The following is a 26701-nucleotide window of genomic DNA, read 5'->3' on the forward strand; positions in this document are numbered from 1 at the left end:
GACTCGCACGAGCCCAGCGTCCTGTGAATCCTCTGTGCGCGTCAGTGCACTAGGCGCTCTTTTATAAGGTGAGCGTCGGACTGCCTCCTCGCTAGTCTGTCGACATCTTCGACCATGAGGATGTCGAATAAACCCGACTTCGCATCTGCGAGCGCTCGATGCAGTTCGTGCCGGCCAGCCATGGTCCGGCCTGACTTACCCCGGTCCTCATAAGTCGCCACCAAGACGAGACCCAAACGCTCGATCAATGCGAGGCATAGCTCGACTTGCCGCTCGATGCTTCGTTCGTGCTGCCTCTCTGACGAGAAGCGCGCGTAGATCGCGACTCGGAGACGCCCTTTCTTGCCCGCCGGTTCCGGCGCGACGGGAAAGAGCAGTCGAACGACATCTTCGGCCCCTTCGTCGCGCTCGACCATCTCCTTGCAGTCGCTCCAGGAGGGAAGCCTAGCTGGATCGGGGTCATTGGGAGCACACATCATTGAGAGCCCTTGCGGCCGATCGTCAAAAGTTCCATCGCACCACGAAGACGCCGCAGTCCTTCGACTAAACTTTCAGCACTGCACTGATGATGTCTGGAGGGCGTGACTCGCCAGTAAATGGCCACGTTCAAATTACGCGCCCACGTCAGATAAAAGCCTCCAGGAATAGGGGCGGCCCCAATCTGCACGTACTTTAGCGCGAGGGCCAAAAGAACCGACAGCAGTCCGCCGAAGCTGAACAGCGTCTACCATTCGTTGCCGTCACCCTTGGTGTTGTCACCTGCGGCTTCTGCGGGGCACGCATAGGTCCAGTCGCACCCGTCGTTCCTGGCCCATAGCTCCGGCGGCGTAGCCGCAAGGTGCCCAGCATGCCACGCAGCGACAGCCTCGACGAATTCAAGGCAGTGTAGGTGCAAGTGGAGGTCGATAATTCGATCCCGGATCGAATCCGAGGCAGGGACCGGCGAAGTGCTGTCATCGTCGTTACTCATTGTGGTTAGCCGGTGCCAGTGGCAGAGCGGAGCTCGCGCTTACGGCGACGAACAGCGCCTTCCGACGCAGTTCGAAGGCGTAAGGGGCAGGCACCAGGTCGCATCGGCGCCGGTTCTCCGGGATGGTCGGGCTATACCTGGGCATCATCAGAAATCACTTCCATTGCGAGATGCTGCGGACGACTGCCTCGCCGCAGTTGAAAACCTCAGGGTCGCGCGGAAGCTGGGAGAGACCCGCGCAGCAATCCGAAAGCGCGCCACGGAGATGTGGTCGTTGAGGCTCGCCTAGAGCGGACCATGCCGCTCAGGTTGCGGACGCAAGCGCCTCACGGGCATAAGACACAACCGCCTCCCGTCTCTCCGGGCTCCGCACGTGTCGCCCTAGAGGTCTTGCGCATCATGCCTTTCGGATGGTCGGTCGAGCGCGCGTCGATCGGGGTTCAGACGGCCCTCGCCCGCATGGGACGCGCTTGGTCGTGTGTACCCTGTCAGGCAGTCTGCGATCCCGAGGCGGACGACGTCCCCGAGGCCCTCCAGAATGGACCGGCGCGACATACCGACGATCGTGCGCGGGACGCAGGCCCGTATCACGGGCGGCTCGACCCTGGCGGGCCAGTCGACGAGCTTCGCGACCGAGGCACTGGGTGCCACCGCGACGCCCACCCGCGCACCCGTCGTCAGGACCACCGTCACGTCGAACCGCAATCTCACGACGCGGCCGGACCTCGTCGCCACGTCCAGGCAGCCCGACGTGACCTCCACGGCGGCGGCCGCGGGCATCGCCGCGAGCAGGAGCGCCGCGCGTGACACCAACCGCTCCCGACGTGCCGTCCGCAGACGCCGAACCAGTGCAATGCTCGAATGCATACGCATATCCACTCCGTGCTCCCCAGGTCAGACGAAACCCATCCTCGGCCGGCTGAGCGAGGATGGTGCGGGCAGGTCAGCGACGCGCAGGTCGCGCCGCCCCTCCGATGCAGCCACCGTCATGGCGTGCTCGATGGCCTGCCTCATCGACCGCGGACCCATGTCGACCAGGCTCGCCGTCAGCGCGGCGGAAGGCTCCTCCGGGAAGAAGTCCCGGCGCTGACGGTTGGCGTCCGCGTAGACGCTCTCGGCTACCGCCACGAGTTGCCCGGCGTCGGGCGCCCGGGCGGTGATGACCGTCAGACGGCTGAGGATCGGCGCCGGAACACCGGCCAGGTCGTTGGCCGCGAAGATCCACAGCGTCTTAGAGGCATCGATGGGAAACCCGAGGAAGGCGTCCACGAAGCGACGCGCGCCGATCGGCTCGAGCAGGCCGTAGTAGGGCCTGTACAGATCGTCAAAGCCCGCGAGGGGCGGTACCTTGTCGAATTCGTCGATGAAGATGAGAGGGTTCGCGACTTCCTCACCAAGGAGGCTCTTGGCGACCAACCCGAGCTGCGCGTTCCGGAACACGGGGTCGGCACCCGCCACCCCATCGGAATGCGAGGCGCCGCTCATCGGGTGAGCGCGGAACGGGACCCCGAGAACGCCGGAAAGAGCGGTGAGGTACCACGTCTTGCCGATGCCGGGCTCGCCGAGCACGAGGAGTGGCGGGATGCTGATGGGCAGTTCCATGTGCATCGCCGCACCGAGGTGGCGGCGCAAGGTCGAGGAGAGCTCGTGCAGGTGCGGAGCGCGACGAGCGAGCGCATCGAGGCGATCAATCATGTCGCGGGTGGGCATCGCCATGCGACGCCACCGCCCCGCGTCACCGCGCTCGAGGATCCGCCTCAGGCGGGCTTGATGCTCGGTGTCTCGCGGTGAAGCGTTCGACCCTTGCGGATCACCGTGTTCGTCGTTCGCGAGACCCAGGGCAGTGGCGACGTCACGGACGTCGTAGAGCGCGAGCGCGTCCCGAGAGGGGGGCGGTCCAGTGACGGTCGCGGGCGGCTTCGCGGCGGTGCGAAGCGCGTCGACCGACCACTGCGGTCGCGCCGAGGTGATGACGACCAGGGGATCCTCGTTCCTGGTCGGCGCGGCCCACTGGACGGAGGGCCAACGGTGATAGTCATCGTGAGCGTCGCAGCGGGGCGCCGGCACGCCCTGGTCGGTCGGCCTGACGCGTCCGGGAGCCCCGCAGACGTCACAGGTGAATAGCGCCGCGTCACCCAGGCCGAACAACGCGGCGCGCCAGTCTAGGTACTGGTTGAGGTCGAGATGCTCGACGTCGTGCTCGAGCCGGATCTCCAGGCGTCCGAACACCGCACGCATCCCGAGCAGGCGGAAGGCCCCGCCCCTCGGGAGCCTCCGCAGTCGCGCGAGGGTGTCCGTCAGAAGCCCAACCCAGCCTTTCGGCACCTCCGTGGGCGCTCCGTCGCTGACGAGCCAATCCCCATGAGAGCACAGAAGGTTTTCGACGATCTCCCCCGTCATGACGGACGAAGCCCTGAGCACGCGGGGAATGACGGCGTCGGCATGCTGGTCGCAGCGCACCGCGAACGAGCCATCGCTGACGACGCGCAGGATGCCGCGACGTCCGCAGCGGTCGCAGGTCCGCAGCGCCACTTCCTCTGCCGCGTGCTGCAGGCGTCTGACCTCGGTCATGTCGACGTCAGCGGGGGGGCCCCCCTCCTCCAGATCGCAGACGATGGACAGGCCCCCCGCCCTCTCGGTCAAAGCCTTGACGCTGAGACGAGCGCCCGGCGTGCCGCGCAGAACGCGGGCCCAGGCGGAGAACAGGTCAGCGGCGACCCTCCGCCATCCACGCCCGATCGCGTCGGAGGACGTCGCATCGACCAGGACGTCGGAGTACGGGCGGAGCAGGTCGCGAACGGAGGAGGTTTCTCTGGGGCCGCCCATGGCTCAGACCCGATCGGAGTAGCGGTCGTAGGCGGTCAGGCGGACGACCGGCGGATCGAACGGCGTCCCGTAGACCTCCTCGCGCAGGTAGCGGAGCTCCTCCTCGAGCGACTCCGACGCGATCTCGATCGTCCAGGCCTTCGGCCCGTCGCCTCCCGCCGGTTCGCGCCAGCGGTAGGCACGCCGCTTCAGCAGGTCCTTCCGCTCGAAGGGTGCCCGGACGGCCGTGATCCTGGCCGTCTCGCGCCGGGCGCTGCGCAGCAGTTCGGCCATCGCGCCGCGTCCCGTCAGCGGCAGCGGCCGGCGCAGGAGCTCGACCGCGGCGAGGCAGTCGTTCAGCGCCTGGTGCGCCTCATAGAAGAATCCCGCCTGGAGGGCGAGCACCTCGAGCTTCAGCGTCGTGGCGCCCTCCTCCCGCCAAGGAAGATCCGTCATGGAGCAGGCCCATGGCATCTGCGCGAAGCCGGGTATCAAACGCTCGAGGAAGCTACGGTCGAAGGCAGCGTTGTGAGCCACGACCAACGCGGCCCGGGAGACGAGGGACTCGACGGACGAAACGTTGATCGCCCTGCCCCGCACCATGTCGTCGTCGATCCCCGTCAGGCGGGTGATCTCCGCCGGGATGGGCGTGCCGGGATCGCGGAGCTGTTCGAGGGGTTCGTACACCGCGGTGACGCGCCCCTCCGGGTCATACCCGAACGGCACGCACGCGAGCTGGATGATTCCGTCGACGCGGGGGTCGAGCCCGGTGGTCTCGACGTCCACGAACAAGGCCAGGCGGTGCTCGACCTCGTCCGGCAGGGGCGCGAGTGCCACGTCGAGACGCCTGAGCACCCTGAAGCCCCCGCTCCGCTCGAGCACACCCGCGAGGCACTCCATCGCCGAGGGATGCCTGAGATGATGGCGCGGATAGGGGGATGCCCCAGACGCGATGGCGCGGTGGGCCTCGCTGCATTTGCCGATCGTTGCGTCCACGTCACCCTCCCAGTCGAGGAGACATGTGGAGCACCTCATAAAACAACTCAAGTGATATGTTTTAAACTATTCCAGGCACCTGTTTCTTCCTGCGGTCGGTCTGCGGGAAGGCAGTCCAGCGTGCCCCAGTCGATCAGGGGCATCCCCGACGCGGAATGGACCCTGGTCAGTCCTCGGCTCCCGCGGCATCGTCAGGGGACGCGACGTCCAGCTCCGCCGGAGGTACCGGCGACTTCCGGGGCCGTCCGCGCTTTCGCCGCACCAAGCCTCCCGAGGATCCGAGTTCGCCCCGCGGCTCTTCCTCCGACGCACCTTCCTCGGTCCCACACTTTAAAGGCTTCTTCGCGTCGTCCTCCAGCCTCTTGCGGGTCACTTCCGGAAGCTGATCCCTCGGGAGGAGCGCCACCCCGATCCCGGTCGCCGCGACGATGTCGCCGACCTCGCCGGAGATCAGGACGGCCCCGGCCCTCTCGATCGCCTCCCGCAGGGCCTTGAGGCGCAAGGCGCTGATCTCGTGGCCACCCTCGTAACGCCGCAGCGTGGCGACGCCCATGTTGGCCTCCGACGCGAGCTGTTCCTGGCGCAGGTGCAGGAGGATGCGGGCTGCACGCAGCTGGTCACGGTTCATGCTCATCGGCATGTCGTAATCATCGGTCGCAAACATATCAAACGATCTTGTTTGAGACATGTTGATAAATCACGCTCCAGTGATATATTTTGCACCTTGGGATTTAATTAATTGCAGCGGCTGCCGTCCTTCGCCGGCGCGCGAGTGGAAGGGACCCCGATGTTCGCCGATCAACCTCCCCAGGTATCGATAGCGGCGTTCCGCTCCGGAATCACGAGCGCCATCGGCATGGCAACTGGGTTCCCGGTCGCCGTGCTCGCGGTCACCGAGGATCCGGAGCGCCATGCGAGAAGGTTGACGGCCTCCCAACACGGAGCGTGGGTCACCGGGCCGGAGGGTCACCCAACTCCGTTCCAGCTCGGTTCGCACTCGCCGGCCGACCTCGCGTATTCGGTCGTGCGCATGGACGGTGGCTGGATGGGAGGTTGCGCACTCCCGCCTGGCGTGTCGCTGAGGGATGGCGTGCTCCGCGTCGCGTTGCCCCCCGGAGCCACCGTTCGCGACCTCGACCAACTGTTCGGGCTTGCGATGTACGACGTCCGCTTCGACAGCGTGGCTCGTCTTCCAACGGAAGTACGTCGGAGACACAGGTCGGGGCGGGCACGGGAACCCGGTTCGCGCTATTCGCGCGCCACCGGTTCAAGCCGGTTCGCGCTGGTCAACGACGTGTACAGGTTCCGGCGGAGGGATCTGGCCCAGGTGGCTGGTTGCGCCGCGCTGGCGCTCGATGGCCTGATCGTGCGCTCCAGACTCGATAGAGGCGGAACGCCGATCGCCCGGGGCTGCGATTTGGCACGGTGACGAGAACGTTTCTTCCGTGTCGGCGGCCCGGTCGTACGGCATCGCACGGACAGACCATTCGACGTCGGTGATCACTTGGGAGCATCGCCTGCACGAAGCTAACGCGGGAACTTGGTCCTTCCCCGCCAACCTGCCTTGGCCCAGTGGTAAACCTCGCGAACCTCAGCCCGGATACGTCTTCCCCACGGTTGCGTGGCCGGGGATGCACCTCGTTCCAACACCGGCGCACGAAGATGATGCAGCCATTGACTACCGCTTAGGCGAACCCCGTCGCCAGGGTCATTGACCCCCAACGCATCGGTATATCAATATATTTGTGCCCGGTAGTCGTCCCTTCCCGACGTTGTCGCGGCTCGCGCATGTCGTTCGTGAAGGTGACAGATGAACAAGTTCGGCCAAGTCTGCGGCGCTGCCATCCTAGCGCTCTCAAGCTCATCGGCATTTGCCAAGGACTTCACCACCTGACTCTCCTGGAGCGAGAAGGAGAACCCGATCGTCTACAAGTGGGAGGAGGCGCTCCGCGCCAAGGCCGATAAGCAGGGCAAGGCCGACGGGATCAACTTCAAGTGGGTGGTCAACGTCGCCGACAACGACCCGACGCGCCAGGCGGCCAACATCGAGGACCTGATCAACCAGGGCGTGGACATGATCATCGCCCGGGCCGCCGACAGCGGCACGATCGGAGCATCGATCAAAGCCGCCAAGGCTGCCGACATCCCGTTCGTCACCTTCGACCACCCGCCCGGCGACGCCAAGCCCCTCGCGCACGTTGGCGGTGACGGCTTCAACGACGCCAAGAACGCGGCCGTCGCCCTCGCCGCGCTCCTGAAGTCGAAGAACGTTCCCGGAAAGTGCATCGAACTCGAGGGCGCGCTGACGGACGTGAACGGGCATAATCGTCACGAGGGTTGGCTGGCCGGCCTCAAGGGCGCGATCGAGACGCTGCAGACCATTCCGACGAACTGGAACCCGGAGATCTTCCGCTCGGGCACGGTCAACGCGATGCGCGCGCATCCCGACGCCACCTGCCTCTTCCTGGCCAGCGACTTCGCCCTGTCCTCCGTCCAGTCCGCTCTCGAGACGGTCGGCCGCTGGGCACCGGACGGGGATCCGAAGCACGTCTACATCGCCTCGCTCGACGTTCAGCCCGTGGCGGTCAAGGCATTGGAGGCGGGCTACCTCGACGTGGCCATGACGTATGACGCCGACGTGCTCGCCAAGGAAGCGATCGGCGTCGCCGTCGACGTAGCCAAGAAGGAGAAGGTCGCGTGCGCCCCGGACTGCCTCATCAAGGGGCGCGAGGCGACGCCGGCGAACATCAAGACGCTGCCCAACCTCTGGTCGCGCGACTGACGCGGGAGCGCGTGGTCGACGTGCGGAACGTGCCGTCGACCATGCCTCCGATCCACGCCCGGCGGAGAGGCTGTCTCGGGCCCTGCGTCGGGGTGCCCGAGGCGCAGTTTCCGGGAGCGCCGACGGGGCGATCATCATGATCGTCTTGGAACCGGTTCGCCATGACGCGCACCGCATGTGATGTGGTGGCCCTCTGCGCAAGATCCCGCACACCCGTCCGGAATCCCCTCTCTTTCGTTTTGATCCATTCGGCGGTGACGACGCATGACGACGACCGACACCGCACCGGGAATAACGTGGGGCCTCAGACTTCCGCCCGGCCTGATCTACCCGATCGTGATCCTGATCCTCAGCGCGACGATCCTCGTCGGCATGTCTCACTTCGGCTCGACCTTCCTCCGCTACAACAACCTAATCAACATCCTGATCCAGACGTCTTCCCTGGGCGTTTTCGCCATCGGAATGTCGTTCGTGATGATCAGCGGCGGCATCGACCTTTCGATGCCGGCCACCAAGGCCTTCGCGTCGATCCTCGGGGCGGCCTACATGAAGTCGGGCGGCGATCCCGCCGTCGGTCTCCCCATCATCATGCTGGTGGCCACGATCATAGGGTCGTTCAACGGGTTGGCGATCGCGTTCCGCGGCATGACGCCGTTCGTGGTGACACTCGCGACGATGACGGTGGTCTCGGGCGCGTCCGTCTGGCTGACGAACTCGCAGAGCGTCAGCGGACTGCCTGACGCCTACACCGACTTCTTCCTCTGGCGCCCCGCCGGCATCCCGATCCCGGTGATCATGCTCGGGGTGATCGCCATCGCCGCCGCGATCCTGATGTCGAGCACCGTGTTCGGCCGCTCGCTGCGTGCCGTCGGGTACAACCCGAAGGCGGCGAGGGTGGCCCGGATCCCGGTCCGACGGGTGATCTTCCAGAGCTACGCCCTTTCCGGATTCTTCGCGGGATGTGCCGGCGTCATGCTGACGGCGCGCCTCGGATCCGCATCGGCCAACGTCGGGAACGACGGCGTCGTGCTCGACATCGTCAGCGGGTGCGTCGTTCGGGGGCATCAGCATCTACGGCGGGGCCGGCGGTCCGCTGGGCGCGGTCGGAGGCGCCCTGGTCATCACGCTGATCAGCAACAGCCTGAACCAGCTCGGCGTGTCCTACTTCGTCAACCTCGTCGTGAAGGGCGTCGCCATCATCGCCTTCATCAGTCTGGACCGGGCCGTCATGCGGGTGAAGTCGTGAGCGGGGCCTACCTTCACCTCAAAGGCATCACCAAGCGCTTCTCCGGGGTCCTCGCGCTCGACGGCGCCGAGCTTCGCGTCAACCGCGGAGAGGTGCACGCGTTGCTGGGCGCGAACGGTGCAGGCAAGAGCACGCTGATGAACGTCCTCGGCGGGGTCGTCATGAAGGACGCCGGGGAGATCCTCATCGACGGACGTCCGGTCGAACTCAAAGGTCCGCGCGACTCCATCGCGAACGGGATCGCATTCGTCCACCAGGAACTCAACGTGCTCTCGTCGATGACGGTGGCGGAGAACATCTTCATCGCCGACCTGCCGACGCGCGGCCCGCTGGTGGATCGCGACCTCATGGAGGAGAGAGCCAGGGCCCTCCTGGAGCGCGTGGGCGCGAGGTTCTCGCCCGCCACGAGGTTGGGCAGCCTCAGCACGGGTGACCAACAGCTGGTGAAGATCGCGCGCGTCCTGGTGCGGAACCCGGCGATCGTCATCTTCGACGAACCCACGTCGTCGTTGACCTCGCGGGAACGGGAACGGTTGTTCGATATCATCCGCGCCCTCCGGAAGGGCGGCGCAGCGATCATCTACATCACGCACTTCATGGACGAGATGTTCCAACTCTGCGACCGGATCACGGTCATGCGGAACGGCGAGGTGGTCGGGACCGGGGCCGTGGGGGACTACACGTCTCCGGACCTCGTCTGGCTGATGCTCGGCGACGTCGAGCAAGGGGAGCGGATCAAGGCTCCCGCACGGTTCACCGGGGAGCCGTTCCTCCGGGTCCGCGGACTCAATCGTGGTGCCGCGGTCAGGAACGTCGACTTCGACCTCCGCCCCGGCGAGATCGTCGGCTTGTGGGGACTGCTCGGGTCCGGCCGGACGGAGCTGCTCCGGTCCCTCGTCGGCCTCGACGCCAAGGACTCGGGCGAGATCAGGGTCGCCGTCGGCGGCACGTTGGAGCCGGTGACGCCTGCGCAGCTTCATCGCATGACGGGGTTCGTGACGGAGGACAGGCGGGGCGAGGGACTGATCCTTCCCCTTCCCGTCGAGAGTAACCTGACCCTCGCGAGCCTTGGAAGGCTCCTGGGCAGGTTGCGGCTGATCAGGCCGAGCGCGGAGCGATCGCTCGCGGACGACCTCGTCTCGCGCCTTCGGATCAAGGTCGCGCGTCTCTCCCAGCCCGTGCGCACGCTGAGTGGCGGCAATCAGCAGAAGGTCGTCTTCGGCCGGTGGCTCGCCACCACGCCCCCCCTGTTCCTTCTCGACGAGCCAACACGCGGCCTCGACGTGTCGGCCAAGACCGAGATCCTGAAGCTGACTGTGCAGCTCGCACGGGAGGGAGCGTCGGTCCTGGTCGTGTCCTCGGAGCTCGAAGAGCTGATGCGGGTCTGCGACCGCTACCTCGTCATCAGTCGGGGAGCGATCGTGGCGGAGTATCCAGGAGACGCGACCCGGGACGATCTGCTCGACGCGGCATCCGGGACGCCGTCGACGGTCGCGGCATGATCATGCAGATGGGAACGGATCCATGACGGACACCACCTCCGGACTCCCGCCCGCCATCCTGTCTCGGTCGAAACGGCTGCGCGCGGCGACGCTCGAGCACGGTTTCGTGGGCGTGCTCGTCCTGATCTTCCTGTTCTTCGCGCTGTCGACGAACCATTTCGCGACGATCGACAACGTGATCGCGATGCTTCACACGATGGCGCCGATCATGGTCATCGCCGCGGGGATGGCGGTGGTCGTGCTTTCGGGCAAGCTCGACATCTCCGTCGGATCCGTCGCGCTCCTCTCGATGGCGGTCGGCTCCTTCCTGATGAACGCGCTGCACGTGCCCGCTCCGCTGGCGTTCGTGGCCGTCCTGCTCTGCGGCGCGCTGCTCGGGGCGTTGAACGCGATCATCGTGGTCGGGATGGGCATCAACTCCCTCATAGCGACGCTGAGCACGATGATCGCGCTCCGGGGGCTGGGCTTCCTGGTCTCGGGCGGCAACTCGGTCGAGTTCGCCCCCGCCGTGAGGGCGCTCGGGAACCTGACCATCGGCCCGGTCTTCGTCGACATCCTCCTCGCCGCGGCGGTCGTCCTCCTGGTCCACCTCGTCCACGTCAGGACGCCGTACGGCCGCTACCTCAACGCGATCGGAAACGGAGAGGAGGTCGCGACGCGCATCGGCCTGCCCGTACGACTCGTGTCGTTCCTCTCCTTCGTGATCTCCGGGACCCTCGCGAGCCTCGGGGGCCTGATGACGTCCCTCCAGGTCGGTGGCTTCACCAACTTCCTCGGGACGGGTGCCGAGTTCACGGCCGTGGCGATCGTCGTGGTCGGTGGGATCAGCCTCTTCGGCGGCATCGGCGCCATCGTTCCGGGGGTCATCCTCGGCGCCTTCACCTTCGAGGTGATGGAGAACGGTCTCAACCAGATGAGCGCCAACCCCTTCGCGTACAGGCTCGTCACGGGGATCATCATCTTCGTCGCCATGTACGTCGACTCCCTGAAGTCCGGGCGGGCGGAGCCGGACACGGCGTGATCGAGGGGCTCGGACCGCCCCGACTTGGGGTTACGGGGCGGGCGGCACGGGACGGATCGAAGGTCCGGCGTGCATCGTCACGGCAAGCAGTCAGGGTCTCTGGGAAGGATCGCGCACGGACTCCCCACAAGGGAGGCACAACGGTCGTCGTGCCCAGACGAGACGGCAGCAAGGTCGACGCCGTCGCGGCCGCGATCCGCGCTTCGGGCCGTGAAGTCATCGGCGCCGCGGCGGACGCGGGTCAGGCGCCTGCACGCATCGGCTAGTGTACCGTTCCACTCCTCCGGATGTCGTCCGCCCGGCTGCCTTCGATGAGGCTCCAGAACCCAGATTTCCGCCCATGGGACCGACGCAGCCCGACGCGATAGGCCTCATGCTCGGTCAAACCCGCGGTGGCGAGATCGCAAGCCCCGAGTTCCTCGAGCTTGGCGAGGTAGCGCGCCGCATGGCCGTAGGCCGGTGAGCGTGCCCGCGTGAGGATGTCGTCCAGCAGCGCGCGGTAGAGCACCGTCGCTGCGACGGGGTAACCGTCCTCGAGGGCCTGCGCCGCAGGAAGCAGCAAGCCGTAGTGCTGCCCGGCCCAGGCGTCGCGGCGCTCCACGACGAGCGTCGCGGCATGCTCCAGCCGAGGCCAGGTCAGGAAGAACGCGAGGGCGCGGTACCCATCGGCATGTGCAGTCACGTAGGCGAATGAACGCTCGAGCGCGTCGAACTCCTCGAAGTCGCCGAGGTGGGCCACGTAGTCTCGCAGGATCTCGACATCGAGCAGCGCTTCGAACGTTCGCCAGCGCAGGCCCTGGGCCTCGTCCTTGCGCCCGAGTGCCATGAGGATGCGGATCTCCAGCCGAACCCGCTCGCGGTCCTGGAGGTCGGTCCCTGTGGTCGCATCGGCCAGGTCGGCTTTCGTCATCGCCCGGAGACCGCGGCGAACCGGTCGGCGCACCCAATCCAGGGCTTCGGGTACCCGACCGACCGCGAGCAGCCGATCCGCGACGGCCATCGTGTCCTGCCGTCCGTCCGGACGTTCGCGGTCCAGGGTGATGAAGGCATCCACGTCGCCCCGCGCATCGGCGATCGCCTGACGGGCCCGGACGAGGCGGTCGCGCCGGCTGGTTCGACTCCAGTCCTGCGTTGTGTTCGATGAACCGTCCTTCTCCTCCGCAGCCGTGGTCAGCAGCGTGTCTATGGCGGCGAGCCCGGCGGGAGGCAGCAGCGGGATGGTGCTGTGCACCGCAGCGTCGATCAGGCCGTAGTCGTCCGTGCAGAGAGGCGCGACGAGGGACTCGACCAGCGCGACCCTGCCGTCTTCCGGCATCCTAGCTACGAGCTCCGGCACGGCGTAGGCCCCGTCGTGGAAGATGACCTGGATGAACCCGGAGGAGTCGTCGACGCGCTCGAACACGCCCGTTGCCAGGATCAGGAAGCGGATCAGGCGACCGGCCGCGGCGCTCGGGTCGGCGCCCCCGAGCTCGTCCTTGATGGTGTTCAGCGTCGCCCGCAGGTCGGCCGCGAAGGCCTTGCGCTTGTCCCAATCCACGAAGCCCCGGGCGCGGGCGAGCCCGGCCAGGCGCTTGTCGACAATAGAGGCCACGGCCTTAGGGCCTTGCGCGCCCGCAAGCGCGGCCGTGACGAGCTTCTTGAACGCCGTGTTGCGTCCTGCCTCGTCCAGGATGAGCCGGGCAAGCCGCTCGGCGCCGAGCGCGGCTAGGTTCTCGCTCGTCAGCGCCGTCTTTCGCGCCATGCTGCTGGCCTCCACTGAAGATCGGTCACAACTTAAAGCCACGGGCGTGTAGCAAGAAGAGCTCGGGTAAGCAGAACCTCCTGTCGGCGTGATAGCGCCGGATGACGCGATGCTTGCGTCGCCCGTCGCTCATGCGACATTGGACCGATGACGGCCCCCATCCTCCCCGAGCGTCAGCCCGGCATGGAGAACCTCGCCGGCCTTGTGGAACGGGTCACGTTCCACAACCCGGACAACGGCTTCTGCGTGCTGCGCGTCAAGGCGCGCGGGCAGCGGGATCTCGTGACCGTCATCGGCCACGCCGCCCTGATCGCGGCCGGCGAGTTCGTGGTCGCGTCGGGTGCCTGGACGGTGGACCGCGAGCACGGGATGCAGTTCCGGGCCGCTTTCCTGAAGGCGAGCCCACCCACCACGCTCGAGGGCATCGAGAAGTATCTCGCGTCGGGCATGATCCGCGGCGTCGGTCCGGCCTACGCCAAGCGGCTCACACAGACGTTCGGCGACGCCGTGTTCGACGTCATCGAACAGGAACCCGGGAGACTGCGGGAGGTCGGCGGCATCGGTCCCAAGCGCGCCGGGCGCATCGTCGCGGGCTGGGCCGAGCAGAAGGTCGTGCGCGAGATCATGCTGTTCCTGCACGCCAACGGGGTCGGCACCTCGCGGGCGGTGCGGATCTACAAGACCTACGGCGCCGGGGCCGTTCAGGTCATCAGCGACAATCCCTACCGGCTCGCACGCGACATCCGCGGCATCGGCTTCCGCACCGCCGACCAGATCGCCATGAAGGTGGGCATCGACAAGGACGCCATGATCCGCATCCGCGCGGGCGTGTCCTACGGGCTGGCCGAAGCCATGGACCAGGGGCATTGCGGGCTGCCCGAAGACGAGCTCGTGAAGCTCACGGCGGCTTTGATCGAGGTGCCGCCTGCGCGGATCGCGACGGCGCTGGAGCTTGAGTTGGCGGAAGGGACCGTGGTGGCCGACACCGTCGGTGATCGACGCTGCATCTTCCTCGCCGGTCTCTACCGGGCTGAGCAGGCCATCGCCGAGCGACTCCGTACCTTGTCCACCGGCCGGCTACCCTGGCCGGAGATCGACGCCGACAAGGCGATCCCGTGGCTTGAGACGCGGGCTGGGATCACCATGGCCGACAGCCAGCGGCGGGCGCTGCGACTGGCCTTGTCGAGCAAGGTGCTAGTGATCACCGGCGGCCCGGGCGTGGGCAAGACGACGCTGGTGAACTCCATCCTGCGGGCGCTCGTGGCCAAGGCCGTCAAGGTCGCCCTGTGCGCACCCACGGGCCGGGCCGCCAAGCGCCTGACCGAGACCACCGGGGTGGAGGCCAAGACCATCCACCGGCTGCTCGAGACCGACCCCAAGAACGGCGGATTCCGCCGTGACGAGCAGAACCCGCTCGACTGCGAACTGCTGGTGGTGGACGAAACCAGCATGGTGGACGTGCCGCTGATGCGGGCCCTCTTGCGCGCGCTGCCTGACGGGGCGGCGCTGCTGCTGGTGGGCGACGTCGACCAGCTGCCCTCCGTCGGCCCTGGGCAGGTGCTCGGCGACGTGATCGCTTCGGCTGCCGTGCCGGTCGTGCGGCTCACGGAGGTGTTCCGTCAGGCGGCCCCGAGCCGCGTCATCGTCAACGCGCACCGGATCAACCAGGGCCAGATGCCCGAGGCGGCCCCGGCCGGCGCGGCCTCCGACTTCCACTTGGTCGACGCTGCCGATCCCGAGCAGGCCGTGGCCAAGCTGATCACCATGGTGCGCGACCGCATTCCCTGCGCATTCGGGCTTGATGCCATCCGCGACGTCCAGGTGCTGTGCCCTATGAACCGCGGCGGCGTCGGGGCGCGGGCGCTCAACGTCGCGTTGCAAGCAGCGCTCAATCCGCCGGGCGAGGGTCGGGTCGAGCGGTTCGGCTGGACCTACGGGCCGGGCGACAAGGTCATGCAGGTCGAGAACAACTACGACCGGGAGGTCTACAACGGCGACCTCGGCCTCGTGAGCCGGATAGACCAGGAGGCTGGCGAGCTCGTCGCGACCTTCGATGGTCGCGAGGTGTCCTACCCGTTCGGCGAACTGGACGAGCTCGTGCTGGCCTACGCCACTACCATTCACAAGAGCCAGGGTTCGGAGTACCCGGCCGTGGTGATCCCGGTCATGACCCAGCACTACGCTATGCTCGCTCGCAACCTCCTCTACACGGGGGTGACCCGGGGCAAGAAGCTCGTCGTGCTAGTCGGGCAGCGCAGGGCGGTCGCCATCGCGGTTAAGAACGGCGGGGCACGGCGGCGCTGGTCGAAGCTGAAAGAATGGCTCTACCGCGTAGCATGATGCGCCATAAACGGAAGTTGGCTGCCCGTCCGTACGCATCCGATGAAGGCCGCCTTGCGTGATGACGGGCGTGGAGCCGACCTTATGGGCTTACGGCTAGCCTAAAGGTCATCAGGTCGATGCGGGTTGAGGTTCTGAGCGGGGTGGAGCGTCGGCGTCAGTGGTCGGATGACGAGAAGGCCCGGATCGTCGAGGAGACGCTTGTTCCGGGTACGCGGGTGGCCGAGGTGCCCTCCGCTGTCCACCCCACCATGCTGCGCATGGCGTGGCCCCTGGCCAGCTCCGCCCGACGGAATGCGGTGAGCGCCAGCCTGGTGTTCGGGTGGCGTCGCCTGGCGCGCGAGGGGTTGTTGGGCCGGGGCGTGCCCGCCCTCATGCCGGTCGAGATCGTCGCGCCGCTTCCCGCACTACCGACGCCAGCGCCATCGGTTGCACCACGTCCGAGGCGGTCGGCCGGGCTGATCGAGATCGAGCTGTCGCAGGGACGCCGCCTGCGGGTTGGCTGCGATGTCGACGGTGACGCGCTGCAGCGCGTTCTCGATGCTTTGGACCATCGGTGATCCCGCTGCCGAGCGGCGCCAAGGTGTGGCTGGCGACCGGCCACACCGACATGCGCAAGGGGATTGGCGGCCCGTCGCTGCTGGTGCAGGAGGTGCTCGGGCGAGACCCGTTCTGCGGTCACCTGTTCGTTTTTCGGGGACGCCGGTCGGACCTGGTCAAGATCGTCTGGCATGACGGCCAGGGCGGCTGTCTGTTCATGAAGCGGCTGGATCGGGGCCGCTTCGTCTGGCCGTCGGCGAGCGACGGGGCAATCTCCATCTCGGCCGCCCAACTCGCCTATTTGGTCGAGGGGATCGACTGGCGGAACCCGCAGCAGACCTGGCGTCCGTCGCAAGCTGGATAGCCAAAAAGGCTTGCGGCGGCAGGTGGTTGTGATCTGATCGCGGGGTGACGACACCCGCTGATCCGCTCCCGTCCGACCTCGCCAGCCCCTCAGTCGCCTTCCCTAGCCTGCTGCGCAGGCTATGGTCCCAAGGCTTCTTCGCCCATGCGATGATCGTGTCGCTGCGCGGCGAAGCCCTGATCCGGCGGTTAGAGTCCGAGAAGCTGAAGTTCCTGATCGCCAAGCTGCGCCGGGAGCAGTACGGCCCGTCGTCCGAACGCGGCAGGCTCCTCGTCGAGCAACTCGAACTGGCCATCGCGGACATCGAGGAAAGCCAGGGTGCGGCGGAAGCCGAGGCCGACATCGCCGCGCCCGAGCTGGCGGCCGCGGCACGCGAACGCCGTGCTCCGCGCTTGTCCCGACTGAGGCTGCCCGAGAACCTCCCGGTGGAGCGGGTCGTCTACCCGGTCCCCTGCGCCTGCGGCAGGTGTGGCGGAGCGCGGCTGCGCAAGCTCGGCGAGGCGGTGTCGCGCACGCTGGAGTGCGAGCCGCGGCGCTGGAAGATCGTTGAGCACGTGCGCGAGAAGATGACGTGCCGCGACTGCGAGGCCGTGACCGAGACGCCGGCGCCGTCCCACTCGATCCCACGCGGCTTCGCCGGTCCGAACCTGCTGGCGAGCGTGCTGGTGTCCAAGTTCATGCTGCACCAGCCGTTGAACTGACAGAGCGACACCTTCGCCCCGGAGGGAATCGCGATCGATACCTCGACGTTGGCGGACCGTGTCGGGGCCTGCGCGGTGGCGCTCGCCCCCATCGTGGAAGCGATCGGGCGTCACGTGCTGGCCGCCGCGCGGATCCATGCGGACGACACGACGGTGCCGGTACTGGCAAAAGGCAAAACCGATACAGGACGATTGTGGGCCTACGTGCGCGACGACCGTCCGTTCGGCGGCGCCGACCCTCCGGCCGCGGCGTTCCGCTACTCGCGCAGCCGATCCGGGGAGTACCCGCGAGAGCACCTGGCGACCTACGGCGGCATCATGCAGGCCGACGCCTACGCGGGCTACAACGACCTGTATGACGGCCGACGCAAGCCGTCGCCCATCCTCGAGGCGGCGTGCTGGAGCCACGGCCGCCGTAAGCTGTTCGACCTGGCCAAGCTCACCAAGGCCCCCATTGCCATCGAGGCGGTGCGCCGCATCGACGAGATCTTCGCCATCGAGCGCACCATCAACGGCTTGGCGTCCGCCGAGCGGCTGGCCGTGCGCCAGGAACAATCGAGGTCATTGATCGAGGATCTTGGGACCTTCCTCCGCGAGAAACGGACGCTGCTGTCGGCCAAGAGCGACGTCGCCAAGGCCATCAGTTACATCCTGAACCGCTGGACGGCCTTCACCCGCTTCCTCGACGACGGCAGGATCTGTCTGAGCAATAATGCGGCCGAGCGCGCCCTGAGAGGCATTGCGATCGGCCGGCGCAATTGGACCTTCTGCGGTTCGGACGCCGGCGGCCATCGTGCCGCCGCCATCTACACGCTGATCGAAACGGCCAAGCTCAACGAAGTCGATCCCCAGGCCTGGCTAGCCGACGTGCTCGCCCGCCTCCCGGACCACTCCGCCAAACGCCTCAACGAGCTGCTGCCCTGGAACTGGAAGGCCAGCCACCCCGTCACATCCTTGGCTCACGCGGCCTGACCGCCGAAACCCTCAGCGGGATCACAGTGACGCGGTAGCCCGGATCTGCGGTACTGGCCGGATGCGTACGCCCGTCCGGAAGCGGATGTTCTGCAACCGACCCGTTGCAGCTATTGCCGACGCCGTGCCAGGCTGCCGTAAGCCGACGCTCGAAGTATCCGTCGGTCGCCGACCTGAGAGGATTCCATGCACACAGTCGATACCGACACCCTCCGGATCGGCTACCGGGCACTTGGTCCGGACGAGGGTTGGCCAGTCGTGCTCTCGCACGGCTTTCCGTACGACGTTCACGCCTATGATGAGGTCGCGCCCCGTTTGGTGAAAGCCGGGGCGCGAGTCATCATGCCTTACCTGCGAGGCTTCGGTCCGACGCGGTTTCTATCGGACGCAACGATGCGTAGCGGCCAGCAGGCCGCACTGGGCAATGACGTCATCGATTTACTAGACGCTCTTGGCATCGAGCAGGCCCTTCTCGCTGGCTATGACTGGGGCGGTCTCGCCTCCTGCGTCGCATCGGCCCTTTGGCCGAAACGTGTGAGCGGTCTCGTTTCCTATGCCGGATACGACATCATCGACGTGGAACGGCTCGGACACGCTTATTCGCCACATCTTGAGCAGTTTCTCTGGTATCAGCATCTGTTCCAGAATGAGCGCGGACGTGAATGCCTGTCGCTCAACCGGCGCGAGCTGTGCCGCATTCTTTGGAAACAATGGTCGCCGAATTGGGCGTTCGACGACGCGACCTTCGAACGAACGGCGGCTTCGTTTGACAATCCTGATTTCGTTGCTGTCGTGATCCACTCCTACCGTTTCGATTTCGGGCTAGCTGACGGTGATCCCGCGCTGGCCGCGTTGGAGGCGCGGCTGGCGGGAAAGCCGTTGATCACGGTTCCCGCCATCACAATCGACGGAACGCAGGATCCGCTCAAGCCGGGCGGGACCGCCGATCACGCGTCCATGTTCACCGGCCGGCACGAGCATCGGATCGTCCAGTGTGGGCACAACCTGCCGTGGGAAGCGCCGCAGGATTTCGCCGACGCGGTTCTCATGGTCCGGGACTGGGTAGCTGGAACAAGAAAGTAACGGCACCGTCTACTTACTTCGTTGTCGACCTCCTCCCACCTTTCCTGGCGTCGGACATGCGGCCGACATCGACCCATGCCAGACGTGCGGACGGCAATCGTACCGTCCTGTGAGCGGTCCTTTGGCGGCCGTCCGGCCACTTCGGCTCGGCCTGGAAAGTAGCCGCTGGGCAGCGCGACTTACTGGCTGTCGAAATAGGCGCGCAGCCGCTCGTTGAAGGCATGCGGCGCTTCTAGCGGAGGAAAGTGCCCGACGCCGGATAGGATGTGCAACGAGGCACCCGGGATCAGGTCAGCCATCCTTTGTCCTGCGGCGACCGGGGCGTTCACGTCCTCCGCGCCGGCCACCACGAGCGTCGGGCAGGCGATGGTGGAAATGCGTGCTTCTAGGTCGAGGCCCGCAATCATCTCCCACATCTCGGCGTAGACGACCGGGTCGTGCCGCAGCACGCTCTTAGCGGCACGGTCCAGCATGTCGGGACGGCCGGCCCGGAACACGGGCGGGAACCAGCGTTCCAGCGTCGGGGACACGAGCGCTGCCATGCCATCCGCTCGTGCGACGCGCGCCCGCTCGCGCATCGCCTCGCGCACTGGGTCGGGCAGGGTGCAGAGGGTGGCGACCAGCGTCAGCGAACGTACGACGTCGGGCCGCGCGAGCGCGAGGGTTTGAGCGACCATGCCGCCAACCGAGATGCCCACCACGTGCGCGGGCCCCGTATCTAGGGCGGCGATCACTTCCGCAGCGACAGTCGCCAGGGCATCGAAGGTATAAGGACCATCGAGGCTCGGCGACACGCCGTGGCCCGGCAGATCGAAGGCAACGAGATCGTGGTCGGTGGCGAATGCTGAGAATTGGTGGTCCCACCAAGTAAGGTCGAGGCTGACCGCGTGGATGAACAAAATGGGTGAGCCGCCGCGTGGTCCCGTCCGGACGACATTGATGTGCTGCGTTTTAGACCCCTCATCCTGTGCCATCAGCGGCCTCGCTTCGCGTCGTGTGGAAGATGTTACATGCCGATCATGACACATGCTTTTTGTACCATAGCCCTCACCAGAGTGGATGTCTGAGCAGGTCGAGGGCGGGCGCAGTGGTGACGTCGTCTTATGCATTGCCGCCCGAAAGCGGACCAGCAGATATCCAACCAAACTGGCTGCAGCCATAGTCTGTTTTTGGTATGCCCAAGTAGACCTGCAGCCTTCGACCCTTCTGCGCCACTCAAAGGCCAATCGAGACTGCCTGTAAGCTGACGTTCTCAAAGGTTGCGGACGGCTGAACAATCGGCGCGGTCGGAACCGCCGGCGACACGTCCGACAACGCCGGATTGTGCAAGCTCGCTGGCACCCGAGCGGCGGAATTGACTTCGCGACCCTCACGACGTCGACCGCAGACCGTCAGGCGATGCGGGCCGCGTCCACTTCTCCGACGAAGTCGCGGATCGCGGCCGCCACGCGTTCGGGGGCTTCCATCGCAGCGTAGTGGCCGGCTCCGCCGATTTGGATCGAACGAACGTCTGTTCCGGGGGCTGCACGCTTCATTGTATGTTCTGTGAACGGTCCGCCACCGGCGCCAATTGCTAGCACCGGAACTCGGATTGCATCGGACTGCGCCAGCGCGACGATCTTTTCGCCTTCCTTGAGTACCGAGGCGTAGAGACCGGTTGCGCCGTCCCACCCACCAGGCCGCGCGTATGTACGGGCAAATTCTGCGACATCGCCCTCACCGACCGCGTCCGGCACCGCGCACATCGATGGGAACATGTAATCACCCACGAAGGCGGCCTCACGGCCGGCCAGCAGCATGTCGGGAATGCCCCGTGTGGCCATCACGCCGAAGTACCAGGCACCTCCGTTGGTCACGTCGGCGAAGGCTTCCATGCCAAAACCGGGCAGGCCCATCTCGATGGCGGTGAAACTCGCGATGGCGTCGGGGTGCGTGGCGGCAAGACGAAAGGCGGTCGTGCCGCTGATGTCTTGCGCGACGAGGTGCATCGGCCCTTTGCCGAGAGCCGTGATGAGTTGGTGCAGGTCTTCGGCGGCGACCTTGCTGTCAAACTCGTCGTTGGCCAGGTCGGAGTCGCCGAAACCGCGCAGATCGACCGCGTGGACGCGGTGCCGCTCGGCCAGCACCGGCATCACTTCGTGGAACGCCCACCAGGTCTCGGGAAAACCATGGACCAGCAGGATCGGCGACCCGCTGGTACCGAGCGACACATAGTGGAGATGCGTGCCATTGACTGCGATACGATCATGAATGGCGCCTGAGATGGTGCGGCCTAGTGCATCGATTGGCATGTCGGATCCTTCGAGAGTTGAAAGGTAGAAATAGGAAATCCGCCCCAAGCGGATCGACGACCGCACCGAGCGCCGTTGTCGTAGCTAACGCTGTGACGTGGTAAGCGCCATACGAACAAGTTTTGTAGGTACTATCAAAAAGGATATCGTCAGGTCATGGCCAAGCTGCGACACGCAAATCTCGACCGGGTACCGGCCTGCGCCGTCGAGGTAACGGTTGGTCTGATCCACGGAAAATGGAAGTGCGTCCTTCTCGATCTGCTTCTTGAGGACACAATGCGTTTCAGCGAGCTACAACGTCGCTTACCTGATATTACTCCCCGAATGCTGACCAACCAGCTCCGCGAGATGGAAGAGGATGGCTTGATCGATCGCAAGCTCTATCCGCAGGTGCCTCCAAAGGTCGAGTATTCACTGTCGTCTCTCGGGCGAAGCCTAGAGCCAGTGATTGCTCAGCTGCACTCCTGGGGCCAAGCCCATATGCATTTGTACAAGAAACGTCTCGTCTGAACGTTTGTCGAAACACCACCCTGATTGAGAACGTGACGTTGTCCTCCAATGGCAGCTATCGCCATGTGTCTCCCGAAAGCAGCCGTACCGAAATCCACCCTTCTCAGCCGTTTGCCATCGCTGACATGCGCCAACGAACTAAACCGCTCGCGCGGTAGGGTCGGCGAGGTCGGGAGAACGAAGTAACGGCCGCTCGGGGCCTGTCTGAAGATCGTGGGGTTCACCCGTCTCGGACAGGAGCCCCCGATGAGCACCGAAGCCGTCAGCCCGCTGCGTCGCCGCATGATCGAAGACATGATGATCCGGCAGTTCGGCACGCACACCCAGCGTGATTACATCCGGCAGGTCCGCGAGTTCACGGCCTTCCTGGGCTGCCCGCCTGACCGAGCCGAACCCGAGGATCTCCGGCGCTATCAACTGCATCTCGCCTCGCTGGGCGCAAGCTATTCACGCATGAACATGGCGAGCACGGCGCTGCGGTTCTTCTTCCACGTGACGCTCAGCCGGCCGGGGTTTGGCGACCGCATGGCGCGCATCCCGACGCCCGAGCGGCTGCCGGTCGTGCTCAGCCCCGCCGAGGTTGCGCTGCTGCTTGCCCATGCGCCGGACCTGAAGTACCGCGCCGCCCTGAGCGTTGCCTACGGCTACGGCCTGCGCATCTCCGAGATCGCGCACCTGAAGGTCACGGACATCGACAGCGCCGCATGCTGATCCGCGTCGAGCAGGGCAAAGGGCGGAAGGACCGCTACGTGATGCTGGCGCCCGACTTGCTCGATCTCCTGCGCCAGTGGTGGCGCGTGAAGCGACCGCGTGGCTGGCTGTTCCCCGGCCAGCAGCCGGCTCAGCCGATCACCACGCGCCAGCTCGATCGGGCCTGCCGCGCCGCCGCCACGGCCGCCCATCTCGACAAGCGCGTGTCGATGCACATGCTCCGGCACAGCTTCGCCACGCACCTGCTCGAGCGCAAGACCGACATCCGCGTCATTCAGGTGCTGCTCGGTCATCGGAAGCTCGAGAGCACCGCCCTCTACACGCGGGTGGCGCTGAAGACGATCCGCGAGGTCGAGAGCCCTCTCGCGTTGCTGGCGCCACCACCTCCATAGCAGCGCCGCATCACCATGGTGGCGCGGCCTCCTCTCGAGGGTCGCGGATGTCCTGAACCGGCACGGCGACGGCTTCGTCGCACGCCATCGCGGGCACCTGAGCCTCGGCCAACTCAAGGTCATGACGGCAATCCGGGCGTGCCGCACGGCGGCGCTCGGCGGCCATGTCGCGCGCTGCACGGACTGCGACCACACGGCCGTCAGCTACAACTCCTGTCGCAACCGGCACTGTCCAAAGTGCCAGGGTTCGGCAGCACGCGAGTGGCTGGCGGCGCGCGAGGCCGACCTCCTGCCCGTGCCCTACTACCACGTGGTGTTCACGCTGCCGGCGGCGATCGCCGACATCGCGTTCCAGAACAAGGCCGTGGTCTACGACCTGCTGTTCCGCACGGCGGCCGACACGACCATCACGATCGCGGCCGACCCAAAACACCTTGGGGCTCGCATCGGTCTCACCGCCGTGCTGCACACCTGGGGATCGGCCCTGACCCACCACCCGCATGTGCACATGATCGTGCCGGGCGGCGGCCTGTCGCCGGACAGGAGCCGCTGGATCGCCTGCCGCCCCGGCTTCTTCCTCCCCGTGCGGGTGCTGTCGCGCCTGTTCCGCCGGCTATTCCTCGACAGGCTCATGGCCCTGCACGAGGCCGGTCATCTCGTCTTCTTCGGCGCGCAGGCCGGGCTCGCCGACCGCCGTGCCTTCGCGGCCCACCTTGCACCGCTGCGCAAGGCCGAGTGGGTCGTCTACGCCAAGCGCCCGTTCGGCGGGCCTGAAGCGGTGCTGGCCTACCTTTCGCGCTACACGCATCGCGTCGCCATCAGCAACAGCCGGCTCGTCGCCTGCGATGCGGCCAGCGTGACCTTCCGCTGGAAGGACTACCGGGCCCGGGGCAAGGGCGCTGCATGGCAGAAGACCATGTCGCTCGCACCCGACGACTTCATCCGCCGCTTCCTGATCCACGTCCTGCCGCGCGGCTTTCACCGCATCCGCCACTACGGCCTGCTTGCCAGCGCCACCCGGGCAGCCGCCATCGCCCGCATCCGGGATCTACTCGGTGCCGTGCCGCCGACTGACGGTGTTCCTCCAGAGGCCGAAGCGTCACCACCGGCGTCACCGTGCCCTTGCTGCGGCGGGCGCATGATCGTGATCGAGATCCTCGGCAGGGTCGTCACGTCACGGCCGGGCACGGGTTCGTCGTTCAAGGTCGACACGTCATGACCTGCCTACCCGACATCTCACCAAAGCATCGGCTGGAACGCAGTCTGCTCGATCCCGAGCCACAGGCCGACACGCCTCAACAAGGACTCCGACGCCCCTGGCGACCAGTTCAAACCTCAATAACGCGTCGTGTTCGAGGCCTTCGGCTCGTCGTGCATCAACAAATAAGGCCGGACAGCCTGCCGACCGTAATCGACACCGCTCAGTCCGCGCCGCCGTCGGACATCCATTCCCCATAGATCGCCGCGCACGGCCCCCTGAGGCTAATCACCCCGCGGTTTCCTTCCCTGGAGGCTTTCGGACACCGGCCGTGAGACTGATCGAGACGCCATGGACGGCCGGCATCCGAAACCCTTCACAACAGCTGTCGTTGGGTGACGTCCATCTTTCGGACAATCGGGCGCTCTGCCATAGAAACAGTGACTATCGACCCGTCATCGCTCACGTTCGACGGTGAGCGGAAGGACTGCGTATCCGGGAGCGAAAAGGAGGGACCCGATCTCCAATCGCCGAAACAGCGTGAGTTTGACGATAATCAGGCAGGCGAACGTGGCACCCATGTCAACGTCGGCGAGTATGTCTTCCATCGCCCGGACGTCGTCGGGGCTGGGTCGGGTCGGATACGAGGGATGCGAGTGCCACTCGCCGAGATAATTGAAGCGTGCGTAGTCATGGTTCGTACGGGCGAAGAATGCATCGATGCTTTGTCGGTGCTGTTCGGGAGCCCTGACGAACCTGCTCGTCGTTCCGCCTGCGTGCTGCACGCTGATTTCGAGCACGCGGAACGTCGCCTCGGCAACTGCCTCCCCGAGCAGGACGCCTCCGATCTCTCGGCGCCCGGCCCGCCGCAGTTCCCTGCGCCAGGTCGCACGCACGTCCTTAGGCAGCAGGATCTTCATCGGCACCCTTGCTCGCCAACTCGACGATGAAGGCGATCGCTTCCGCGTCTTGCTCGGTTCCTAGCGCCGGGGCCGGCACGCGCGGACCGGGCGCCACCGATACCGGGCGCACGTCGAAAGGCTGCTCGAATATCCAGCCCGCCTTGAGGCCGATGACGTACATGGAATGCGGGAAGGACAGGCCATCGCCGAGCGCATCGAGGGCGAAGCGCGCGACGTGGGCGGCGATGACGCCGACCTCGGCGTCCCCCGCGACGATGATCTGGCCCTCCTCGGTTTCTCCAGCATACCGCCCGGCGGCGCGCCCTGTCCAGGGCGCGTCCTGCCGGCGGCACCACGCCAGGAAGCCGCTTCGCATGTCTTGCGGCGACGGATCCAGGCCCGGGCGGTGCCGCGCGACCATGCCGCCGATCCCGCCCTCGAACACCTCCAGCCAGACAAGGGGCCGGCCGTAGCGCGTCACCACCGACGACAGCAGGTTGAACGCATCGGCCTCGGCGGTGGCGTCCACGACGAGATCGCATCGCGCGATCGCCTCTAACGCCGCCGCCGCGCTGGAGCTGGCCTCCTGCCCGCCGAGGCGCAGCCGCCAAACCTGCACCGAAACGTCCGGGTTGATCAGCCTCAGGCGAGCCGCGAGCGCCTCGACCTTGTGATCCCCCACGCCGTGCCAATCGAGATCGTTGCGGACGAGGTTGCCCCGCATGAGGACATCGTCGTCGACGAGCAGCAGGCTCCCCACCCCGGACCGGGTCAGGCTCGCCGCAATCTTCGAGCCCGCGGAGCCGCATCCGACGACCGCGACGCTGCGAGACCCGAGACCCTCCGTGAGCCGGTCGAGCCGTTCGGCGCCGAGGCCCCCGGCGGGCACGATCCTGGATTCCGTCAGGCGATCCGCCGTCGGGAGGAACCGCCAAAATAGGCGCAGCCGCTCGCCGTCGCCAGCCAGGACGAACGTCGGTGCCTTGGCGCCATCTTTGGGCGGCAGTTGCGCCCCGAGCGCGTCCAACAGACCGACATGCGTCCAATCCAGGTCGGTGCCGGCCAGCACGCCGGACGGGACGCGAAGCGCCACGCCACACTCCTCGTAGCCGAGGTCCTTCGGGACCGCGGGTTGGAACCAAGGTCCGGCCCCAGCATCCAGGCTCGTAATCCAGCTGGTCACGTCCGACGCATGGATTGTGAAGCGCAGGGTCGCACGGGCCGGGGCCCGCTCAGTCAATCCGGAGATCGCGGTTAGCAGATCGTCGGTCGCGAGGTGACGGCGGAAAGCCGTCCGGAGGCTCTGGCCCAGCGTGAAGTCATGGGCCGACGGTAGCTCGCGGGCGCCGGCCTTGGTGTCGGCGTCGGCCGACAGCAGCCGGTGGGCGCTCCGGACCATGTCGGCGCCGGTCAGGTCCGGCCGCCAGTTGTCGGGACGGTATTCCAGGCACAGGGAGCCGCCGCTCCACTGGTGATCCGAGAGGCGGAAATCCGGATCGACCGGGACGATGTCCGGCGGTGTATGCGGAAACATCGCCGGATAGCGCATCTCTAAGCGGTGCACCGCGCCGCCCGTGTCCATCGCGAGACGAAGGATCAGCTGGGCTCGAACGAGGTCCCACACCGCCTCGACG

General features: G+C 66.4%; 21 protein-coding genes and 2 pseudogenes. 13 read left to right on the forward strand and 10 right to left on the reverse strand.

The features are described from left to right. Positions 1 to 41: 41 nt before the first annotated feature. The 5 genes from P7D22_RS09715 to P7D22_RS09735 all read right to left on the reverse strand — a co-directional run bounded on the left by P7D22_RS09715 (position 42) and on the right by P7D22_RS09735 (position 5411). On the reverse strand, positions 42 to 416 hold the full coding sequence (locus P7D22_RS09715; RefSeq protein ID WP_319934027.1) for a recombinase family protein: 375 nt from the start codon (positions 414 to 416) through the stop codon (positions 42 to 44). Between the two features lie 935 nt (positions 417 to 1351). Further along, complete coding sequence (locus tag P7D22_RS09720; protein ID WP_319934028.1) at positions 1352 to 1843, reverse strand: hypothetical protein; 492 nt, start codon at positions 1841 to 1843, stop codon at positions 1352 to 1354. A 21-nt stretch (positions 1844 to 1864) separates the two neighbouring features. Further along, a complete protein-coding gene (locus tag P7D22_RS09725) occupies positions 1865 to 3796 on the reverse strand; it encodes an AAA family ATPase (protein WP_319934029.1) in 1932 nt (643 codons plus the stop codon). A gap of 3 nt (positions 3797 to 3799) precedes the next feature. Beyond that, entirely contained in the window at positions 3800 to 4771 is a 972-nt protein-coding gene (locus tag P7D22_RS09730; RefSeq protein WP_319934030.1) for a 3'-5' exonuclease, read from the reverse strand. Positions 4772 to 4937: 166 nt separating this feature from the next. Continuing rightward, positions 4938 to 5411, reverse strand: a complete 474-nt coding sequence (locus P7D22_RS09735) for a helix-turn-helix domain-containing protein (RefSeq protein ID WP_319934031.1) — start codon at positions 5409 to 5411, stop codon at positions 4938 to 4940. A 147-nt stretch (positions 5412 to 5558) separates the two neighbouring features. Between P7D22_RS09735 and P7D22_RS09740 the strand changes: the two genes are divergently transcribed. The 4 genes from P7D22_RS09740 to P7D22_RS09755 all read left to right on the forward strand — a co-directional run bounded on the left by P7D22_RS09740 (position 5559) and on the right by P7D22_RS09755 (position 11322). Further along, on the forward strand, positions 5559 to 6200 hold the full coding sequence (locus P7D22_RS09740; RefSeq protein ID WP_319934032.1) for a hypothetical protein: 642 nt from the start codon (positions 5559 to 5561) through the stop codon (positions 6198 to 6200). 492 nt (positions 6201 to 6692) lie between these two features. Next, the gene (locus P7D22_RS09745) at positions 6693 to 7553 is read left to right on the forward strand and encodes a sugar ABC transporter substrate-binding protein (protein ID WP_319934073.1); all 861 of its coding nucleotides are present in this window, start codon (positions 6693 to 6695) and stop codon (positions 7551 to 7553) included. Positions 7554 to 7817: 264 nt separating this feature from the next. After that, the gene (locus tag P7D22_RS09750) at positions 7818 to 10301 is read left to right on the forward strand and encodes an ATP-binding cassette domain-containing protein (RefSeq protein WP_319934033.1); all 2484 of its coding nucleotides are present in this window, start codon (positions 7818 to 7820) and stop codon (positions 10299 to 10301) included. 22 nt (positions 10302 to 10323) lie between these two features. Next, positions 10324 to 11322: an ABC transporter permease gene (locus P7D22_RS09755; RefSeq protein WP_319934034.1), complete on the forward strand. Its 999-nt coding sequence runs from the start codon at positions 10324 to 10326 to the stop codon at positions 11320 to 11322. A 262-nt stretch (positions 11323 to 11584) separates the two neighbouring features. Here the strand turns inward: P7D22_RS09755 and P7D22_RS09760 are convergent, their stop codons facing one another. Further along, positions 11585 to 13063: a DUF6880 family protein gene (locus P7D22_RS09760; RefSeq protein ID WP_319934035.1), complete on the reverse strand. Its 1479-nt coding sequence runs from the start codon at positions 13061 to 13063 to the stop codon at positions 11585 to 11587. Between the two features lie 147 nt (positions 13064 to 13210). Between P7D22_RS09760 and recD2 the strand changes: the two genes are divergently transcribed. From recD2 to P7D22_RS09785, 5 genes and pseudogenes are all read left to right on the forward strand, one after another. Further along, complete coding sequence (gene recD2, locus P7D22_RS09765; protein ID WP_319934036.1) at positions 13211 to 15403, forward strand: SF1B family DNA helicase RecD2; 2193 nt, start codon at positions 13211 to 13213, stop codon at positions 15401 to 15403. Between the two features lie 119 nt (positions 15404 to 15522). Next, entirely contained in the window at positions 15523 to 15963 is a 441-nt protein-coding gene (locus P7D22_RS09770) for a hypothetical protein (RefSeq protein WP_319934037.1), read from the forward strand. Beyond that, the gene (gene tnpB / locus P7D22_RS09775; protein ID WP_319934038.1) at positions 15960 to 16307 is read left to right on the forward strand and encodes an IS66 family insertion sequence element accessory protein TnpB; all 348 of its coding nucleotides are present in this window, start codon (positions 15960 to 15962) and stop codon (positions 16305 to 16307) included. The genes P7D22_RS09770 and tnpB overlap by 4 nt, the downstream gene beginning before the upstream one ends. A gap of 44 nt (positions 16308 to 16351) precedes the next feature. Further along, a pseudogene (gene tnpC, locus P7D22_RS09780) lies at positions 16352 to 17980 on the forward strand (IS66 family transposase). A gap of 186 nt (positions 17981 to 18166) precedes the next feature. After that, positions 18167 to 19063 (forward strand): alpha/beta fold hydrolase, encoded by an 897-nt coding sequence (locus P7D22_RS09785; protein WP_319934039.1) that lies wholly within the window; start codon positions 18167 to 18169, stop codon positions 19061 to 19063. 179 nt (positions 19064 to 19242) lie between these two features. Here P7D22_RS09785 and P7D22_RS09790 read toward each other — a convergent pair whose 3' ends face one another. Both P7D22_RS09790 and P7D22_RS09795 read right to left on the reverse strand, forming a co-directional pair. Further along, positions 19243 to 20037 carry an alpha/beta fold hydrolase gene (locus tag P7D22_RS09790; protein WP_319934040.1) on the reverse strand — a complete coding sequence of 265 codons (795 nt, stop codon included), beginning with the start codon at positions 20035 to 20037 and terminating at the stop codon, positions 19243 to 19245. A gap of 417 nt (positions 20038 to 20454) precedes the next feature. Next, positions 20455 to 21354 carry an alpha/beta fold hydrolase gene (locus P7D22_RS09795; protein ID WP_319934041.1) on the reverse strand — a complete coding sequence of 300 codons (900 nt, stop codon included), beginning with the start codon at positions 21352 to 21354 and terminating at the stop codon, positions 20455 to 20457. Between the two features lie 156 nt (positions 21355 to 21510). On the opposite strand from P7D22_RS09795, the gene P7D22_RS09800 reads away from it, so the two are divergent. From P7D22_RS09800 to P7D22_RS09815, 4 genes and pseudogenes are all read left to right on the forward strand, one after another. Beyond that, positions 21511 to 21864, forward strand: a complete 354-nt coding sequence (locus tag P7D22_RS09800; protein WP_319934042.1) for a winged helix-turn-helix transcriptional regulator — start codon at positions 21511 to 21513, stop codon at positions 21862 to 21864. A 246-nt stretch (positions 21865 to 22110) separates the two neighbouring features. Continuing rightward, positions 22111 to 22575: a tyrosine-type recombinase/integrase gene (locus P7D22_RS09805; protein ID WP_319934043.1), complete on the forward strand. Its 465-nt coding sequence runs from the start codon at positions 22111 to 22113 to the stop codon at positions 22573 to 22575. Then, positions 22569 to 22967, forward strand: coding sequence for a tyrosine-type recombinase/integrase (locus P7D22_RS09810; protein WP_319934044.1), 399 nt, complete (start codon positions 22569 to 22571; stop codon positions 22965 to 22967). The genes P7D22_RS09805 and P7D22_RS09810 overlap by 7 nt, the downstream gene beginning before the upstream one ends. Positions 22968 to 22982: 15 nt before the next feature. Next, a pseudogene (locus P7D22_RS09815) lies at positions 22983 to 24186 on the forward strand (IS91 family transposase). 434 nt (positions 24187 to 24620) lie between these two features. Here the strand turns inward: P7D22_RS09815 and P7D22_RS09820 are convergent. Both P7D22_RS09820 and P7D22_RS09825 read right to left on the reverse strand, forming a co-directional pair. After that, on the reverse strand, positions 24621 to 25085 hold the full coding sequence (locus P7D22_RS09820; RefSeq protein WP_319934045.1) for a Mov34/MPN/PAD-1 family protein: 465 nt from the start codon (positions 25083 to 25085) through the stop codon (positions 24621 to 24623). Beyond that, positions 25066 to 26649 carry a ThiF family adenylyltransferase gene (locus P7D22_RS09825; RefSeq protein WP_442916070.1) on the reverse strand — a complete coding sequence of 528 codons (1584 nt, stop codon included), beginning with the start codon at positions 26647 to 26649 and terminating at the stop codon, positions 25066 to 25068. Before P7D22_RS09825 ends, P7D22_RS09820 begins: the two co-directional genes overlap by 20 nt. Positions 26650 to 26701: the final 52 nt, after the last annotated feature.

It is taken from the genome of Lichenihabitans sp. Uapishka_5 (genome assembly GCF_033947565.1).
Lineage (GTDB): Bacteria > Pseudomonadota > Alphaproteobacteria > Rhizobiales > Beijerinckiaceae > Lichenihabitans.

Bases quoted from the DNA above. Each gene is read 5' to 3' on its own strand.
- P7D22_RS09750 (WP_319934033.1), top strand. From the start codon at position 7,818: ATGACGACGACCGACACCGCACCGGGAATAACGTGGGGCCTCAGACTT.
- P7D22_RS09725 (WP_319934029.1), bottom strand. From the start codon at position 3,796: ATGGGCGGCCCCAGAGAAACCTCCTCCGTTCGCGACCTGCTCCGCCCG.
- P7D22_RS09760 (WP_319934035.1), bottom strand. From the start codon at position 13,063: ATGGCGCGAAAGACGGCGCTGACGAGCGAGAACCTAGCCGCGCTCGGC.
- P7D22_RS09735 (WP_319934031.1), bottom strand. From the start codon at position 5,411: ATGCCGATGAGCATGAACCGTGACCAGCTGCGTGCAGCCCGCATCCTC.
- P7D22_RS09790 (WP_319934040.1), bottom strand. From the start codon at position 20,037: ATGGCACAGGATGAGGGGTCTAAAACGCAGCACATCAATGTCGTCCGG.
- P7D22_RS09740 (WP_319934032.1), top strand. From the start codon at position 5,559: ATGTTCGCCGATCAACCTCCCCAGGTATCGATAGCGGCGTTCCGCTCC.
- P7D22_RS09810 (WP_319934044.1), top strand. From the start codon at position 22,569: ATGCTGATCCGCGTCGAGCAGGGCAAAGGGCGGAAGGACCGCTACGTG.
- P7D22_RS09795 (WP_319934041.1), bottom strand. From the start codon at position 21,354: ATGCCAATCGATGCACTAGGCCGCACCATCTCAGGCGCCATTCATGAT.
- P7D22_RS09805 (WP_319934043.1), top strand. From the start codon at position 22,111: ATGAGCACCGAAGCCGTCAGCCCGCTGCGTCGCCGCATGATCGAAGAC.
- P7D22_RS09820 (WP_319934045.1), bottom strand. From the start codon at position 25,085: ATGAAGATCCTGCTGCCTAAGGACGTGCGTGCGACCTGGCGCAGGGAA.
- P7D22_RS09755 (WP_319934034.1), top strand. From the start codon at position 10,324: ATGACGGACACCACCTCCGGACTCCCGCCCGCCATCCTGTCTCGGTCG.
- recD2 (WP_319934036.1), top strand. From the start codon at position 13,211: ATGACGGCCCCCATCCTCCCCGAGCGTCAGCCCGGCATGGAGAACCTC.
- P7D22_RS09715 (WP_319934027.1), bottom strand. From the start codon at position 416: ATGGTCGAGCGCGACGAAGGGGCCGAAGATGTCGTTCGACTGCTCTTT.
- P7D22_RS09720 (WP_319934028.1), bottom strand. From the start codon at position 1,843: ATGCGTATGCATTCGAGCATTGCACTGGTTCGGCGTCTGCGGACGGCA.
- P7D22_RS09800 (WP_319934042.1), top strand. From the start codon at position 21,511: ATGGCCAAGCTGCGACACGCAAATCTCGACCGGGTACCGGCCTGCGCC.
- P7D22_RS09785 (WP_319934039.1), top strand. From the start codon at position 18,167: ATGCACACAGTCGATACCGACACCCTCCGGATCGGCTACCGGGCACTT.
- P7D22_RS09770 (WP_319934037.1), top strand. From the start codon at position 15,523: ATGCGGGTTGAGGTTCTGAGCGGGGTGGAGCGTCGGCGTCAGTGGTCG.
- P7D22_RS09825 (WP_442916070.1), bottom strand. From the start codon at position 26,649: ATGGACACGGGCGGCGCGGTGCACCGCTTAGAGATGCGCTATCCGGCG.